Source organism: uncultured Arcobacter sp. (assembly GCF_937982575.1).
In the GTDB taxonomy this organism is placed as follows: domain Bacteria; phylum Campylobacterota; class Campylobacteria; order Campylobacterales; family Arcobacteraceae; genus Arcobacter.
In genome coordinates, this window is the sequence record NZ_CALJLR010000006.1 from 167,974 (window position 1) to 182,293 (window position 14,320).

The 14,320-nt window shown below is 29.6% G+C and carries 16 protein-coding genes; 3 read left to right on the plus strand and 13 right to left on the minus strand.

Features of this window, described 5'->3' with window-relative positions; all coding sequences use genetic code 11:
* Nucleotides 1–6: 6 nt before the first annotated feature.
* The 8 genes from Q0617_RS05945 to Q0617_RS05980 all read right to left on the minus strand — a co-directional run bounded on the left by Q0617_RS05945 (nucleotide 7) and on the right by Q0617_RS05980 (nucleotide 6,611).
* Nucleotides 7–2,751, minus strand: a complete 2,745-nt coding sequence (locus Q0617_RS05945) for a flagellar basal body rod C-terminal domain-containing protein (protein ID WP_298751515.1) — start codon at nucleotides 2,749–2,751, stop codon at nucleotides 7–9.
* 63 nt (nucleotides 2,752–2,814) lie between these two features.
* Nucleotides 2,815–3,528: a flagellar basal body L-ring protein FlgH gene (locus Q0617_RS05950; protein ID WP_298751517.1), complete on the minus strand. Its 714-nt coding sequence runs from the start codon at nucleotides 3,526–3,528 to the stop codon at nucleotides 2,815–2,817.
* Nucleotides 3,518–3,940, minus strand: a complete 423-nt coding sequence (locus tag Q0617_RS05955; RefSeq protein WP_298751519.1) for a hypothetical protein — start codon at nucleotides 3,938–3,940, stop codon at nucleotides 3,518–3,520. Before Q0617_RS05955 ends, Q0617_RS05950 begins: the two co-directional genes overlap by 11 nt.
* A gap of 5 nt (nucleotides 3,941–3,945) precedes the next feature.
* A complete protein-coding gene (locus Q0617_RS05960) occupies nucleotides 3,946–4,479 on the minus strand; it encodes a flagellar basal body-associated FliL family protein (protein ID WP_298751521.1) in 534 nt (177 codons plus the stop codon).
* A 2-nt stretch (nucleotides 4,480–4,481) separates the two neighbouring features.
* On the minus strand, nucleotides 4,482–4,973 hold the full coding sequence (locus Q0617_RS05965) for a hypothetical protein (RefSeq protein ID WP_298751523.1): 492 nt from the start codon (nucleotides 4,971–4,973) through the stop codon (nucleotides 4,482–4,484).
* Between the two features lie 11 nt (nucleotides 4,974–4,984).
* On the minus strand, nucleotides 4,985–5,389 hold the full coding sequence (locus Q0617_RS05970; RefSeq protein ID WP_298751525.1) for a hypothetical protein: 405 nt from the start codon (nucleotides 5,387–5,389) through the stop codon (nucleotides 4,985–4,987).
* Complete coding sequence (locus Q0617_RS05975) at nucleotides 5,386–5,658, minus strand: flagellar biosynthetic protein FliQ (protein ID WP_298751527.1); 273 nt, start codon at nucleotides 5,656–5,658, stop codon at nucleotides 5,386–5,388. Before Q0617_RS05975 ends, Q0617_RS05970 begins: the two co-directional genes overlap by 4 nt.
* The gene (locus tag Q0617_RS05980; RefSeq protein WP_298751529.1) at nucleotides 5,655–6,611 is read right to left on the minus strand and encodes a hypothetical protein; all 957 of its coding nucleotides are present in this window, start codon (nucleotides 6,609–6,611) and stop codon (nucleotides 5,655–5,657) included. The genes Q0617_RS05975 and Q0617_RS05980 overlap by 4 nt, the downstream gene beginning before the upstream one ends.
* Nucleotides 6,612–6,675: 64 nt before the next feature.
* Between Q0617_RS05980 and Q0617_RS05985 the strand changes: the two genes are divergently transcribed.
* Both Q0617_RS05985 and fliM read left to right on the plus strand, forming a co-directional pair.
* Nucleotides 6,676–7,728 carry a flagellar basal body P-ring protein FlgI gene (locus Q0617_RS05985; RefSeq protein WP_298751532.1) on the plus strand — a complete coding sequence of 351 codons (1,053 nt, stop codon included), beginning with the start codon at nucleotides 6,676–6,678 and terminating at the stop codon, nucleotides 7,726–7,728.
* A 3-nt stretch (nucleotides 7,729–7,731) separates the two neighbouring features.
* The gene (gene fliM, locus Q0617_RS05990) at nucleotides 7,732–8,826 is read left to right on the plus strand and encodes a flagellar motor switch protein FliM (protein ID WP_298751535.1); all 1,095 of its coding nucleotides are present in this window, start codon (nucleotides 7,732–7,734) and stop codon (nucleotides 8,824–8,826) included.
* A gap of 5 nt (nucleotides 8,827–8,831) precedes the next feature.
* Here fliM and pyrC read toward each other — a convergent pair whose 3' ends face one another.
* The 5 genes from pyrC to Q0617_RS06015 all read right to left on the minus strand — a co-directional run bounded on the left by pyrC (nucleotide 8,832) and on the right by Q0617_RS06015 (nucleotide 13,297).
* Nucleotides 8,832–9,845: a dihydroorotase gene (pyrC, locus tag Q0617_RS05995; protein WP_298751538.1), complete on the minus strand. Its 1,014-nt coding sequence runs from the start codon at nucleotides 9,843–9,845 to the stop codon at nucleotides 8,832–8,834.
* Complete coding sequence (locus Q0617_RS06000) at nucleotides 9,845–10,183, minus strand: P-II family nitrogen regulator (RefSeq protein WP_298751542.1); 339 nt, start codon at nucleotides 10,181–10,183, stop codon at nucleotides 9,845–9,847. The genes pyrC and Q0617_RS06000 overlap by 1 nt, the downstream gene beginning before the upstream one ends.
* Nucleotides 10,184–10,262: 79 nt before the next feature.
* The gene (locus Q0617_RS06005; protein WP_298751545.1) at nucleotides 10,263–11,447 is read right to left on the minus strand and encodes an ammonium transporter; all 1,185 of its coding nucleotides are present in this window, start codon (nucleotides 11,445–11,447) and stop codon (nucleotides 10,263–10,265) included.
* A 221-nt stretch (nucleotides 11,448–11,668) separates the two neighbouring features.
* Nucleotides 11,669–12,007, minus strand: coding sequence for a P-II family nitrogen regulator (locus tag Q0617_RS06010; protein ID WP_298751548.1), 339 nt, complete (start codon nucleotides 12,005–12,007; stop codon nucleotides 11,669–11,671).
* 75 nt (nucleotides 12,008–12,082) lie between these two features.
* Nucleotides 12,083–13,297, minus strand: a complete 1,215-nt coding sequence (locus Q0617_RS06015) for an ammonium transporter (protein WP_298751550.1) — start codon at nucleotides 13,295–13,297, stop codon at nucleotides 12,083–12,085.
* A 149-nt stretch (nucleotides 13,298–13,446) separates the two neighbouring features.
* Here Q0617_RS06015 and Q0617_RS06020 point away from each other — a divergent pair, with 149 nt between their 5' ends.
* Nucleotides 13,447–14,310 carry a hypothetical protein gene (locus tag Q0617_RS06020; RefSeq protein ID WP_298751553.1) on the plus strand — a complete coding sequence of 288 codons (864 nt, stop codon included), beginning with the start codon at nucleotides 13,447–13,449 and terminating at the stop codon, nucleotides 14,308–14,310.
* The last annotated feature ends 10 nt before the right edge of the window (nucleotides 14,311–14,320 follow it).

Below are 14,320 nucleotides of genomic sequence, written 5' to 3' on the forward strand. Positions count from 1 at the left end.
TACTCCTTAACTTTTAAGTCCAAGTAGCGTCTGCAACATTTGATCAACTGTTGTTATCATTTTTGCATTTGCAGAATACGCTGCTTGAAATTTCATTAGATTTATCATCTCTTCATCATTATCAACTTTTGTTTTCAAATCATATGAGTTCTTCAATGATTCAACAACCGCAGTTTGTGTTTCAAGAATAAAATCACTACTCTCTTTATCCCTTGATATATTTGTTCTTATACCTTGTAAAAATTGAGAAAGAGATGCTGTATCTTTATCGTTTGCTACCATATCATTATTTGAATCTTGTCCAAATCCTAAAAATGAAATATCCTCTTTCCATTGGTGTGTTGCCAAGTAATCATAATCTTTTTGTTCTAATCTTCCAACAGCTACTTTATTAAACTGCATTGTTCTCACGCTTGAACCACTAAACAAATCAATATCATCTGCTATTTCAATGTTATTATCTGTTGCAATTTCACCGTTAATATAAGTCCCATCATCATTTTTAATATAACTAGAAGTCATATCAACAAATGTTTTAGCAAAATCATCTAAAGATTTTTTATACTCATCAAATATATTATTTCCAGAATCTGTGACTAAATTTTCTACTATAGCTTTTAACTTACCATTTGTAATATTTAAAGCCTCATCACGTGTATTTATAGTAATTGCATTACTTGAAGCCAAACTTCTATCTGCTTCTTTATAAATAGAACGAGATGTAACTCCCTCTTTATTATTTATAAGCAATGTTGATGTCATAGTAACAGCTTGAGAACCACTTGCAGCTGCATTATCTGTAATGGAAAAACTATATGTATGGTCTGTATTTACATCAGCTAACTCATTAGTAGGAGTTGTAAAACTAAAACTTTTAGTTCCTGCTGGAATTGTAATTTGTCCAGTTTCAATATCATAGGTTATATTATTAGGACTAAATACAGGAGCCTGATCAAAATAATCCCCCGTATCATCAGTAAATGATATTTTCATTACTTGTTCAGTACTGCCTGAAGCTTTTAAATCAACTGTATGGGTAATTGAACTTCCATCAACAGCTGCTAAACTTTTTATTGACTCAACTTGCAATGTCCCACTTGCTTGTGAATCACCGGTAATCTCATTTACACTAGGTATTGCACTTACTATATTGTTTGTGTTTGTAGTAGATGTAGATATCTCATAATCTTGTGTTACATCTTTCCCATCATTTACAACACTTAGAACCGAAGTAATTGTATTACTAGTTCCTGTCAATGAGAGTGTATACTCTTGAGTTTTACCAAATAGTGCAAGAGAAGACTCAGCTGTCCCTGTTCCATATGGTAAAGTTCCAGTCGCTTGTTCAACTGAATCAACAGTTATAGTAAAAGATTCAACCCCTGAAGGCACTGTTAATTGATTTGTTGTTGCATTATATGTTACACCATTGGTTAAAGTAACAGTTCCTGAAGTTCCATAGTTATCAGATAAATCTATATCAAAAGTCTCACCTGCACTTGCAGCTCCTAAATCTACAGCATGTGTCACACTTAAGCCATCATCTGCAAATTTACTTTGAATAGTTACTTCATTGCTGTTTATTGAAGGGCTTACTGAGTATGTAGCTTCGTTAATAGAGTATGCTTCTTCAGTAAATGTAACTCTACTATCAAATTTCCCATCTGTTCCTGGAACTTTTGCTTCAATAAGTAAAAACATATCCTGACTATCAACTGTAAATTTATTTCCTTTTTCATCAATTCCATAGTTTCCATTATAGGCTTTTACTTTTGTAGCCATATCTGCATTACTATTTATTTTTTCGATTAAGGCTCTTACATAGTTATCTTTATCTACTTTTACAGTTTCATCAACTCCATCGCCATCTAAGTCAAATACCATTGTTTCACCGTATTCAACACTAACAGATGTTGTATTATCTAATTCAAAAGTAATTACATCTTCTTCATCAAAAGTATCTGTATCTTTTAATATATTACTTTTACTTCCAGTTTCAGTAACATATCTATCTATTTGAGCCGTATACTCTTGCCCTAAAGAGAGTTCACCAACAGTTGCATTTGAAATGATAATTTCACCACCGATTTTCAACTCATATAAATCAGTTCCTCTATCAACACTTACATCAACATAATCAGATAATTGTTTTTCTAGTAAATCTCTTTTGTCCAATAAGTCATTAGAAGCAAATCCTTGCTCATTTATTTTTTTATTGATTTTTCCAATATCATTAAGCATTCGATTTACATCATCAATATTTGTTTCCAAGGCTTGTTGAAAAACTTTTTCTTGATCTTCAATTCCTTCATAAAGACGATTTAAATCATCAACAATTAATTGTCCACTAATTTTCAATTCATTTTTATAAACTTCATTATTAGGGTTTGCTCTTAGACTCTCAATTGTCTGAAAATATCTATCTAAATCAAAAGATAAACCAGCCTCATCTGTTTCTTGGAAAATTGATTCAACATTTTCTAGCATAAAAGATAGTTCGGATTGATAGTTTTCTTTACTGTTTTGTTTAATGATGTTGTCATATAAGTATTGACTAGTGATTCTGATTGTATCATCAACTGAAACACCTCTTCCCCAAAGACGGTCATCAGAGATATTCATTTCACTTGTTTCTACAACTCTTTTTTTATATCCCTCAGTATTCATGTTAGAGACATTATTCATTGTATTCTCAACAGCAATTCTAGCTGCAGATAGACCAGTTTGTGCAACATTTAACGAATTAAGCATTTGAACCTTCCTTTGGGATAATATCCCTAATTATTACATTACAATTCTTAATGTTAGATTAAATTAGAAGGGCCAAAGCATTTTTAGTAGTTTTGTTCCCCAAGGTTGATGCATAACGTCCTGTTCTTCACCATCTTTTTTATACAAAACTTTCAAATTTGCAACTTGAGATGATTTTATAGAGTTGTCTGGACTTATATCATAAGGCCGAATAACCCCCGAAATTATTATCTCTTGCTTCTGTTCATCAATCAACATCTCTTTAGAACCTTTAATGTAATAGTTTCCATTTTGATATGTTTCTTCTATTATAACAGAAAGTGTCGTAGAAAAAGATTCATCCGCTGCAGCTTTGACATCTCCTTTGAAAGAGCTATCACTACTTGAGTTAAATTCAACACCGCCATAGCTATTAATTTTGTCTGCTACTTTTTGAACTCTATCATTTAAAGGTAGCAAATTGTTTGCTGAAGGAGTTATAAGTCCTCCACCTAAAGATTCTGAGCTTGTGTTTGTAAGTTCTCTTTTATTACTAGTGTTTGAGGATAGAGCTTCATCAATAACTACTTGAATTATATCACCAACTTGTAGGTCTTTTTTATCTGCAAATAAAGAAGGTCCTTTTCGAGAATATAAAGAACCTTTATTATATTGAACAACAGGCTGTGGTTTTACTACTTGTATAGGAGGTTTTTCAAATTCAATCTCAGGAGTAGTGCCTGAACAAGAGTTTAAAAAAAAAGCAAATAAAACAACTGCAAAATATTTAGTTTTCATTATATTTACTCTCTATTATATATTTTATATCTATTACTATTTTAATATTGTTTAAATCATTCTTTATTAATGCTAAAGTTCCATATCTAACCTTTAGGGCATCTAGATTTGCACTTGTATCACATACTAATAATATCTTGTTTTTTACAATTTTAACATCTTGTATATACTCTTGACCAATCAAATCGACTGCTGTTTCAACTTCTTTGAATATCAGTCTCTCTACTTTTTTAGAGTCTTCTCTTTTCATCTCTTCAATATTTTGTGGAGATATTTTATCTCTATCTTGGCTTGAAGAAAACTCATCACTCATATGAAAATAGTATGCAGTAAACATAGTAACTAATGCAAGAACTGAAATTATTTTCATTACATAATTTTTAGGTCCACTATTTTTTACTGTAACTATCATTTATCCTACTTTATTACAAAAGTTGTAAACAAAATATCTTTAATACTACTCTTTTGAATATCAGAGTTTCCAGTAGTTGCATCATTTAAAACTTTATTAATTTCATCAATCATCTCATCTTTTAATAAGGCTTTCCCACCTACAGTTAAAAGTTCTTCTGAACTTCTTGCACTTATTTGAGATATAACAACATCAATAATTTCTGCTTTATAAGCTTCTACAATTGCTTCAATAGCTGGATCACTACTTTTTAATGTAAAAGATAGCTTCATCAACTTTTCTCTACCTTTTGCATTAGTAATATTTAATACTAAATCATTAACTGCAGCTTTAAATCTATCACTTGAATTACTCTCTTCTTTTTTTGCTGTTTCTGCTTGATTGCTATTTTCTTGAGGACTAAAAACCCCTTGAGAATAGAGAAAAAATCCACCACCAACTACTGCTAGTAATAAAAATAAGATTAGTGCAATAAGCACCATCATTAAACCTTTTCCCCCACTCTTTGCAGGTTGTTCTACAACTACTTCTTCAGCCATTGTTATCCTTTCTTGCTTTCATCTTTAACTCTAAAATTTTTAAGCTTTTCAGTAAGCTTAGAGGCATTTCTTATACTTAAAAATCTCATGATTTGAGTTACTTTTTTCTCTTTTAATTTCAAGATTATATCAAAAACATCTTCAATTTTTCCATCATCTATCATTTTGTTAAAAATTTGACCGGCAATTTTTGGTTTCATTGCATTATATATTTTTGAAGTTTTACTAACAACTTCTCCTTGTATATCTTTTAAAATTGTTTGATTTCTATCATATATATTTTGTATTTTTTGTTTTTCAGATTTTATTTTAGCCATTAATGCTTCTAGCTCTTGTTTTCTTTTTTTGTACTCTTCTTCTTTTAATGTATAAAACTTATTTAAATCTTGTTTTAAAACCATAATCTCTTTTTTCTCTTTAATAAAAGAACCAGCTGTCTCTTGTGAAAATAGATATGTTCCAAAAACCAAAATTATTAAAAATATTTTATTCAATTAAAATCTCCTTATCCTGTTATATATTTACTTTGTACAAATTCACTTGACTCTGCTTCTTCTGCAACTAGCATCTTTTTATATAACTCTTTTTTCTGTTCTTTAAGTAAATAATCATATTGTTCAGCCTCTTTTTGAAGTTGTACAATTTCTAAATTTAACTTATCTATTTTTGTTAATAAAAAGTTTCTTTGAGACTCTAGTTTTTTACGTTCCATTCTTAGTGTCTCTTTATGAATTTCTAAAATCTTAAAGTCTGAAATTGCTCCATGTCTATCAACACTTGCTGTATTTATATTAACACTTAAATCGTTTATTTGTTCATCAAATAGTGAAATTGAATTCATAATTTCAGCTTTATACATCAATTTTTGATCAGTTTGAGATTTTTTTAGCTTATATAATTTTTGTATCATCCGTTATTACCAAACATTAAAATCATATTCCATAACTCTATTGTATAAGTACTTACATTATCGCCAATCCATGGTAAAGAGATTAATATAAAAACAGATACAAAAATAACTTTAGGTACAAAAGCCAATGCCGCATCAGAGATTTGAGTTACTGCTTGAAATACAGAAATCAAAAGCCCTATTACCATACTTACAAGTAGTGAGGGTAAGGCTAACAAAAGAATTATCTTAACTGTACTTTGGGCAATAGCCATTAGATCCATGTTCATTCTTTTATCTTTACCGTAATTTCTAATGCTTTACTCTCTAATAATTTAGTTAAAAACTCTTTTATATCATTTGGATTATCAAGTTTTAAACTCATCTCTTTTGCTTTATTTTCTATTTTTTTTGCTACTCTTGGCTTTATATCTTTTCCACTTAAAGCAGATAAAATATCATCTTCTGTTAAATCATCTAAAGATGTGATATCTTCAAAACTCATTAGTTCATCCATCTCTTCAAGAGAAGTGATTGATTCAAATGTTTTATCAGTTTCATCATTAGTATTAATTTTAGACTCCTCATCTAGCAACTGCTCAGATTCATTTGTTTCAAAAGATTCTTCTTCATTTTCTTGAAGTTCTTCTTCACCTATTTCAATTTTTTCACTATCTTCATCTATAGCGTCATCATAATCAGTTTCTTCATCTTGAGATAATAAATCTTTTAAATCATCACTGAGTTCATAATCATCATCTATAATTTTATCTTCATTTTCTACAGTATCTTTATCTTCACTATTATAAGCATCATTAACAATATTTGTAATAGAATCTTGTATTTGTCTATCATCAAAATCATCGTCATCATCTAGACCTAAGTCTTTCATTTTCTTAAGAATATATTTTGATATATCAGCAATAGAATCAACACTTAAATCATCAATTCCTTTTTGTTTTAAATACTCTTGTTCTATTCCATCTTTTGGTTTTAAAAACTTTATTTTAGAATTTATTAAATTCTCTTTTATAATCTTTGCATCATCAATTAAAAAGACATCATCATCATTATCTTCAATTAGCTCTTTTAAGGTATTCAAGGATTGAACATCTTGAATTAAACCATTATCACCTAATTTAAAATCGATGTGAGTTCTATTTAATTCATCTTTAATATCTTTTTTAAAGTTTTGACCGCCATAAATATAAATATTCAAAGATAACCCTAATTTATTTTTCATTTATGATATCTAAAATTTATATAAATTTAGATAAAATAAATCAATAATCATACGAGGTAAACTATTGAAATACATTTTTTTATTTTTTTTCTTATTTACATCTATATATGCACAAACAATAAAAGATATAACAAATATTGTTGGTATTAGAGAAAATCAACTTTTAGGTTATGGGCTTGTAGTTGGACTTGCAGGTACTGGTGATAAATCAACTTTTACTATGCAAAGTTTACAAAATCTACTTAGAAATTCATATATAAAAATTCCTACATCATCAATTAAGTCTAAAAATATAGCAGCAGTAATGGTAACTTCATCACTTCCTGCCTTTGCTAGACAAGGTGATAAAATAAAAGTTAAGATTTCTGCTATTGGTGATGCCAAATCAATCAATAATGGTGAACTTTTATTAACTCAATTAAAAGGTGTAGATGGCAATGTTTATGGACTTGCACAAGGAACAATAATAGCTACTAAAGATAATGAAACCACTGGAATGATTTATGAGGGTGCTATTATAGAAAATGAAATACCATATACCCTAAAAAATGAAAAAAATTTAACACTTAGTTTAATAAAAGCATCTGCCTCTGATGCTGATATGATTCAAAGAAAAATAAATGAAAAGTTTGGCTCAAAAATTGCTTTTGCATATGATACAAGAACTATTGAAGTTAACAAACCCCAAGATGATATGTCAATGGTAAGATTTATCTCAATGATCGAAGATATACCACTAGACTCCTCTTTTAAAAAAAGAATTATCATAGATAAAAATAGAGAGATGATTATCTCTGGAAATGAGATTGAGATAGGTCCAGTTACTGTTACAAAAGAGAATTTTATTTTAAGAATTAAACAAACAGATTTAAATAGTGAAGAATGGGATAACATAGAAGTAAATAAGGGAATGAATATTGGTGATGATATTGTTATTGCTGATAAACCAATAGTAGATTTAGATAATACCATGATAAATACAAAAGGTTTACCAAAAGTTTCTGATTTAGTAAGAGCAATGAAAGTAATGAAATTGCCAATGGTAGATATAATTGAAACCCTTAAATTAATTAAAGAGCTAGGGGCTCTTGATGTTGAACTTGAAATTAGAGGATAAGAGATGGCAGAATTTTTAAGTCAAGATGAAATTGATGCTCTTTTAGATATAGCTGAGCAGGGTGAAGATATTGATAAAACTGCCGATGAACCAATAATATCAAAAGAAAAAAACTACTCTATTTATGACTTTAAAAAACCAAATCGTATTTCAAATGAACAGTTTAAAGCTTTTTCAACACTCCATGATAAAATGCTTAGAGATCTTATTACTGACCTTTCTGCTATGCTTAGAAAGATTGTTGATATAAAACTATACTCTATTGAGCAAATGACTTATGGTGAATTTATTTTATCTATTCCACAATTAACATCTTTAAATACTTTATCTATCAAACCACTAGATGGAAGAATAGTAATTGAGTGTAATCCAGGTATTTCACATAAAATTATTGCAGAATTATTAGGAAGTGGTTCAGTTGCTGCTAGTGATAACCTAGATAGAGAGTTAACAGAAATTGAAGTTGAGATATTTGACCATTTTTATAAACTTATTGTTTCACATTTATATAAAGCTTGGGATGAAATTACAACACTTAACTTTAAAATAGAATCAAGAGATACAAATGCAAATGCTATTCAAATTATCTCAGATCATGAAATTGTTCTGCTTGTTGTTTTAGAATTTACAATTGATGAAGAATCAGGATTTTTATCTATTTGTTATCCTATTTCATACATAGAGACTCTATTAAATAAAATTGTTACAAAGATTTTCGCAGAAGGTAGAAATAAAAAAGCAAGTAGAAAAAGAGATATTACAACTTTGATCTCTGGTGCAAAAATGAATATTGAAGCAATTATGGCTGAAACTGTTCTAAAAGCCTCTGAAGTTTTAGATTTAAAAGAGGGAGATGTTATAGTCTTTAACAAAAACTCAACTTCATCAACTTCAAAAGTATATATCAATAATAAAGAAAAATTCTTAGCAATAAGTGGCTTATCAAATAATAGAAAAGCTATCCAGATAAAAGCAAATATAGATCATGAGAAAATGGAAACATTAGAAACTTTAAGAAGTATGAGAGAAGAGCGAATTCAAAAAGCTAAAGAGAGTCAAGAAAAAATTACTCAACTCTTATCAGAAAGAGACACTTAAGTCTCTTATTTTATAGACCACTTCAGTTTTTGATTATTGTACATTGGAACAACATTTTCACCAAAACCTTCATAAATATTAGGAACAGTAAATTCCTCTTTTACTAAAGTAATATCTTTACTTAGTGGTTTAAAATTATAAATCTTTTGAGCATTTAAACTTAGAAAAGCATTTAAATTATCTAATTTATCATGTTCTTCAAAAAGCTCCACTAAAACTTGAAGAGCTATAGGAGAAGTAAAAACTCCTGCTGCACAACCACAAGACTCTTTTTTATGTTTAGGATGCGGTGCAGAATCTGAACCAAACATAATTTTTGCATTTCCATCTAATGCAGCTTTTAGTAAGGCATCTCTATCTTCATATCTTTTTGCTATAGGTTTACAAAAAAGATGTGGTTGAAGCATTCCACCTGCAACATCATCTAATGTAATAAGTAAATGATGTAAAGTGATTGTTGCATACAAGTTATCATATCTTTCAACTAACTCTACAGCATCTTTAGTAGTAATATGCTCCATAATAATTTTAAGTTTAGGAAAGGCTTTAGCTAAACCTTCATAAATAGGCATAAACTCTTTTTCTCTATCCATTACAAAGCCATTTGTTTCACCATGAACACATAAAGGGATATCCAAATCACTCATAGCTTCAAGAGTTGGTCGTAAACTCTCAGCATCTATTGCTGCAACTCCATTTTCTGAATTTGTAGTAATTCCTGCAGGATAGAGTTTTATACCTATAATTTCATCTTTAACATCTTCTAAAAATTCTCTTGAGTACTCTTGAAAAAATAGAGTCATAAAAGGCTCAAAGTTATCTTCTTGGCAAGCCTCTTTTATTCTATTTTTATAAGCTATTAAAGCCTCTTTTGTAGTAACAGGTGGCACTAAGTTTGGCATTACCAATGCACCAGCAAAAGTTTTAGAAGTTAGTGGCCCCACTAGTTTTAACATTTCACCATCTCTTAGGTGAAGATGCATATCTAGTGGAGAATTAAGAACAATTTGCTTACTCACTAAATTGCTTCCTCGTCTTCTTCGCCTGTTCTAATTCTTACTATTCTTTCAATTGGAGAAACAAATATTTTTCCATCACCAATTTTTCCTGTTTTTGAAGATTCAGTGATTAAATTAATTGTTGAATCAACATCTTTGTTTGCAACAATAAGTTCAATTTTAATTTTTGGTAAAAAATCAACTACATACTCAGCACCTCTATAAAGCTCAGAGTGACCTTGCTGTCTTCCATAACCTTTTACATCAGAAACTGTCATACCAGTTATTCCAGCCTCTGTTAATGCCTCTTTTACATCTTCTAATTTAAATGGTTTAATTATTGCTTCAATTTTTTTCAATTTTAATCCTTTTTTTGATTCTTATATTCTAACAAAATAAATTTAAATAAATCTAATCATTCTATAACTAATAATTAGATTAAAATGCTCGTTTGAATTCTGGATATGCTTCAAGTCCACACTCTTCAACATCCAATCCTTGCATCTCTTCGTCTTTTTCTGCTCTTAGTGGTACTATTTTATTAATTATAAATAATACTACAAATGATGTAACAAAAGCAAAAGTTCCAACAACAAGTACACCTTTTAATTGTCCAAGTAAGGTAATATCATCTCCATTTGATGCAAAAATACCAACAGCAATTGTTCCCCAAATACCATTTAATAAGTGAACAGATAGAGCCCCTACTGGATCATCAAGTTTTAATTTATCAAAAAAGCTTACACCAAAGATAACTAAAACACCACCAATTGCACCTATTAAGATTGGAGTATAAATATCATAAAGATCAGGACCTGCAGTAATTGCAACCAATCCACCTAATGCTCCATTTAATACCATAGTAATATCAAGTCTGTTATATCTAAAATGCATATATAAACCAACTAAAATAGCTCCTGCTAAACCTGCTGTATTAGTATTCATAATAGTTAAAGCTACCGCATCTGCACTCTCTTTTGAAGCAATTGAACCTACACTTCCACCATTGAATCCAAACCAACCAATCCATAAAAGAAATGCCCCTAAAGTTACAAGAGGGATATTTGAAGCTGGAATAACCCGAACCCCACCCTCTTTTGGATATCTTCCTCGTCTAGCTCCTATAATAATTATAGCTGCAAGTAGTGCCCAACCACCAGTACTATGAATAACAGTAGATCCTGCTAAATCATACATAGTTAAATCTAAAACAGTGCCTTCTAGCATATCGCTTCCCCAAGACCAATTTACAACTATAGGATAAATTAATGCACCCATTATTATAGTAAATAGTCCAAGTGGTAACACCTTTGCTCTTTCACTAACTCCTCCAGACATTATATTAATTACCTTACCAACAAATGCCATTTGGAATAAAAATGCAGCCCATTTACTCATACTATCACTTCCAAAATCACCAAAAGCAATAGAGTACCCAACTAATAAAAATGCCAAAGAGGCTACTGCATAAATCATAGTATTAACCATTAGCACTGCACTTACATTTTTAGTACGTACTAATCCCGCTTCCAACATAGCAAAACCTGGAACCATAAAAATGATTAAAGTCATTGCAAAAATTGCAAAAAATGTATCAATTACATAAGAGATGTTTGCATCCATACTTATCCTTATTATTTAATTTGGATTATTATATATTATCTCTATAATTTTTGATTTATTTTGATGGTTGTTTTTTATACATAATTTTTGGGTGTTTTTTAGACTGATAGAATATCTTGTATAATTAATATACAAAAACTAAAGAGTGCTTAAGAGGCGCACTCTTTGTTTTAATAAAAAAAGACAAATAAAAGTATTGTCTTTTTTATATAAAATAAGAACTAAACTGCTTCGCTTCCAGTTTCACTAGTTCTAATTCTAACTACATTTTCAATAGGTGTAACGAAAATTTTACCGTCACCAATTTTTCCTGTTTTTGCAGATTCTGTAATTGTTGCAATTGTTTTATCAACATCTTCATCATTTACAATTAACTCTATTTTTATTTTAGCTAAGAAATCAACAATATACTCAGCCCCTCTGTATAACTCAGAGTGACCTTGTTGTCTACCATAACCTTTTACATCAGTTACAGTCATACCTGTAACACCAGTTTCAACTAAAGCCTCTTTAACATCTTCAAGTTTAAAAGGCTTGATGATTGCTTCGATTTTTTTCATTCTTTATTCCTTTTAGTAATATTTCAAAAAAATATATCTTTTTAAAAGGTAAGTCTCCTTACCTTTTATCACCATTTACGCTCTTTTAAACTCAGGATAAGCTTCAAGTCCAGTTTCATGGATATCTAAACCTTGTACTTCAACTTCTTCGCTTACTCTTAATCCAACAATTAAGTCTAAGATTTTCCATACGATAAATGAAGATATGAAAACAAATGCACCAATAACAACGATACCTTTAACTTGTGCCATAATTGTAACATCTGGATTGAAGATACCAACAGCTAATGTTCCCCAGATACCTGCAACTAAGTGAACTGATAATGCACCAACTGGATCATCAATTTTCATTTTATCAAACATAGGTACAGCAAATACTACTAAAGCACCACCAACAATACCTTCAATAAATGCAACCATCATTCCTAAATCTGGTCCTGCAGTACAAGATACAAGTCCTGCTAAAGCACCATTTAAAACCATAGTTAAATCAACTTTTTTATAGATAAGTTGAGTTAAAATTGCAGCCATAATAGCCCCAGCTGCTGCTGCCATATTTGTATCAGCAATAACCATTGCAATGCCATCAATATCACCTTTTGAACCTAGTGCTAATTGAGAACCACCATTAAATCCAAACCATCCCATCCATAAAATGAATGTACCAAGTGTAGCTAATGTTAAGTTTGAACCAGGGATTGGTCTAACTCCACCATCTTTACCATATTTACCTTTTCTAGCTCCTAAGATAAGAACACCAGCTAAAGCAGCCCATCCACCAACAGAGTGAACAATAGTTGAACCAGCAAAATCAGAGAAACCAGCAATAATTCCACCTAATTCACTTCCACCCCATGTCCAGTGACCTTGTAGTGGATAAATAACACCACTTAAAACAACAACAAATATTAAAAATGGCCATAATTTCATTCTTTCAGCAATTGATCCTGAGATAACAGAAGCAGCAGTTGCAACGAATACAACTTGGAAGAAGAAATCAGCAGCAGCAGGATATGCAGCATCAGCAGCTGTTTCCATACTAATTGTTGAGAAGCTTCCCATGATAGATCCACCATCTCCATACATTAAGTTATAACCTACAAAGTAATACATAATACAAGATATTGCAAATAAAGCAATATTTTTTGTTAATACAGTAGCATTATTCTTACTTCTTGTTAAACCAGATTCTAACATAGCGAACCCAGCTGCCATCCACATAACTAAGATTCCCATCATGATAAATAAGAACCCATCAAGAACATATTTTACATCAGCAAAATTTTCCATTTTTTTCCTTTTCAAAATTGATATGAGAAATTATAAAATAAAAAATAAACTTCTACTAGACATACTCTGTATAAATAATATACAATTATTATTTTTTTTACTTTTCATTAAAATGTTATAATGTATCTAGTTACATAAAAGGAATAAACATGGAAGAATTTTTAACCATATATGAGGTTAATAAAGAGAAGATAGAAGATTTTATAATTAATAGTATTCACAACCTAGGAAGCTTAAAAGATAACGAAGAGAATAACTTTTCTAATATTTTTTCAGTATTTCCTTCTTTAGAATTAGTTTATACAGTCAACAAAGATACAAAAATACAAAACTCACCTAACTACTACAGAAATAAACTTGATGCTAGTGCAAGTAATCAAAGTCGTTCTTATATAATAGATAAGCTTCATTTTAAAGATAAATCTACAGCATTTTCATCTCCTTATATAAGTAGTGCCACAAGAAGTAACTGTATTACTCTTACTATAAAAGAAGGCGATATAATAATTTTTTTAGATTTTAAAATAGAGACCCTATTAGAAAGGTTAGAACTAATTGAGTTAAATAAACCTTTCCATACTTTAACAAAAATATTCTATGCAATAGCTGGTTTTTCTATGGTTTTATTAGCTTTATTTATTATACTTTATTCACTAGGAGGATTTTTTATAAGTTTAATAATACATTATGATTTTACTCTTGATGCTATTTTTAAACCTATAATTGCCTTAACTTTAGGTATTGCTATATTTGACTTGGCAAAAACAATATTAGAACAAGAGGTCTTTTTTAAATCCTACTCTAGAAACTCTAAAGTTGATACTAGAATGGTCATAAAATTCTTGATTACTATTATTATAGCCTTGTCAATTGAGGGCTTAATGGTTGTATTTAAAATAGCAATAGAAAATTATACTGAAATGTTAAATGCACTTTATCTTATAACAGGTATCTCTTTTATTATTATTGCCCTATCTATTTTTATTTATTTAACTTCAAAAAAATATAAATAATTGTATACTA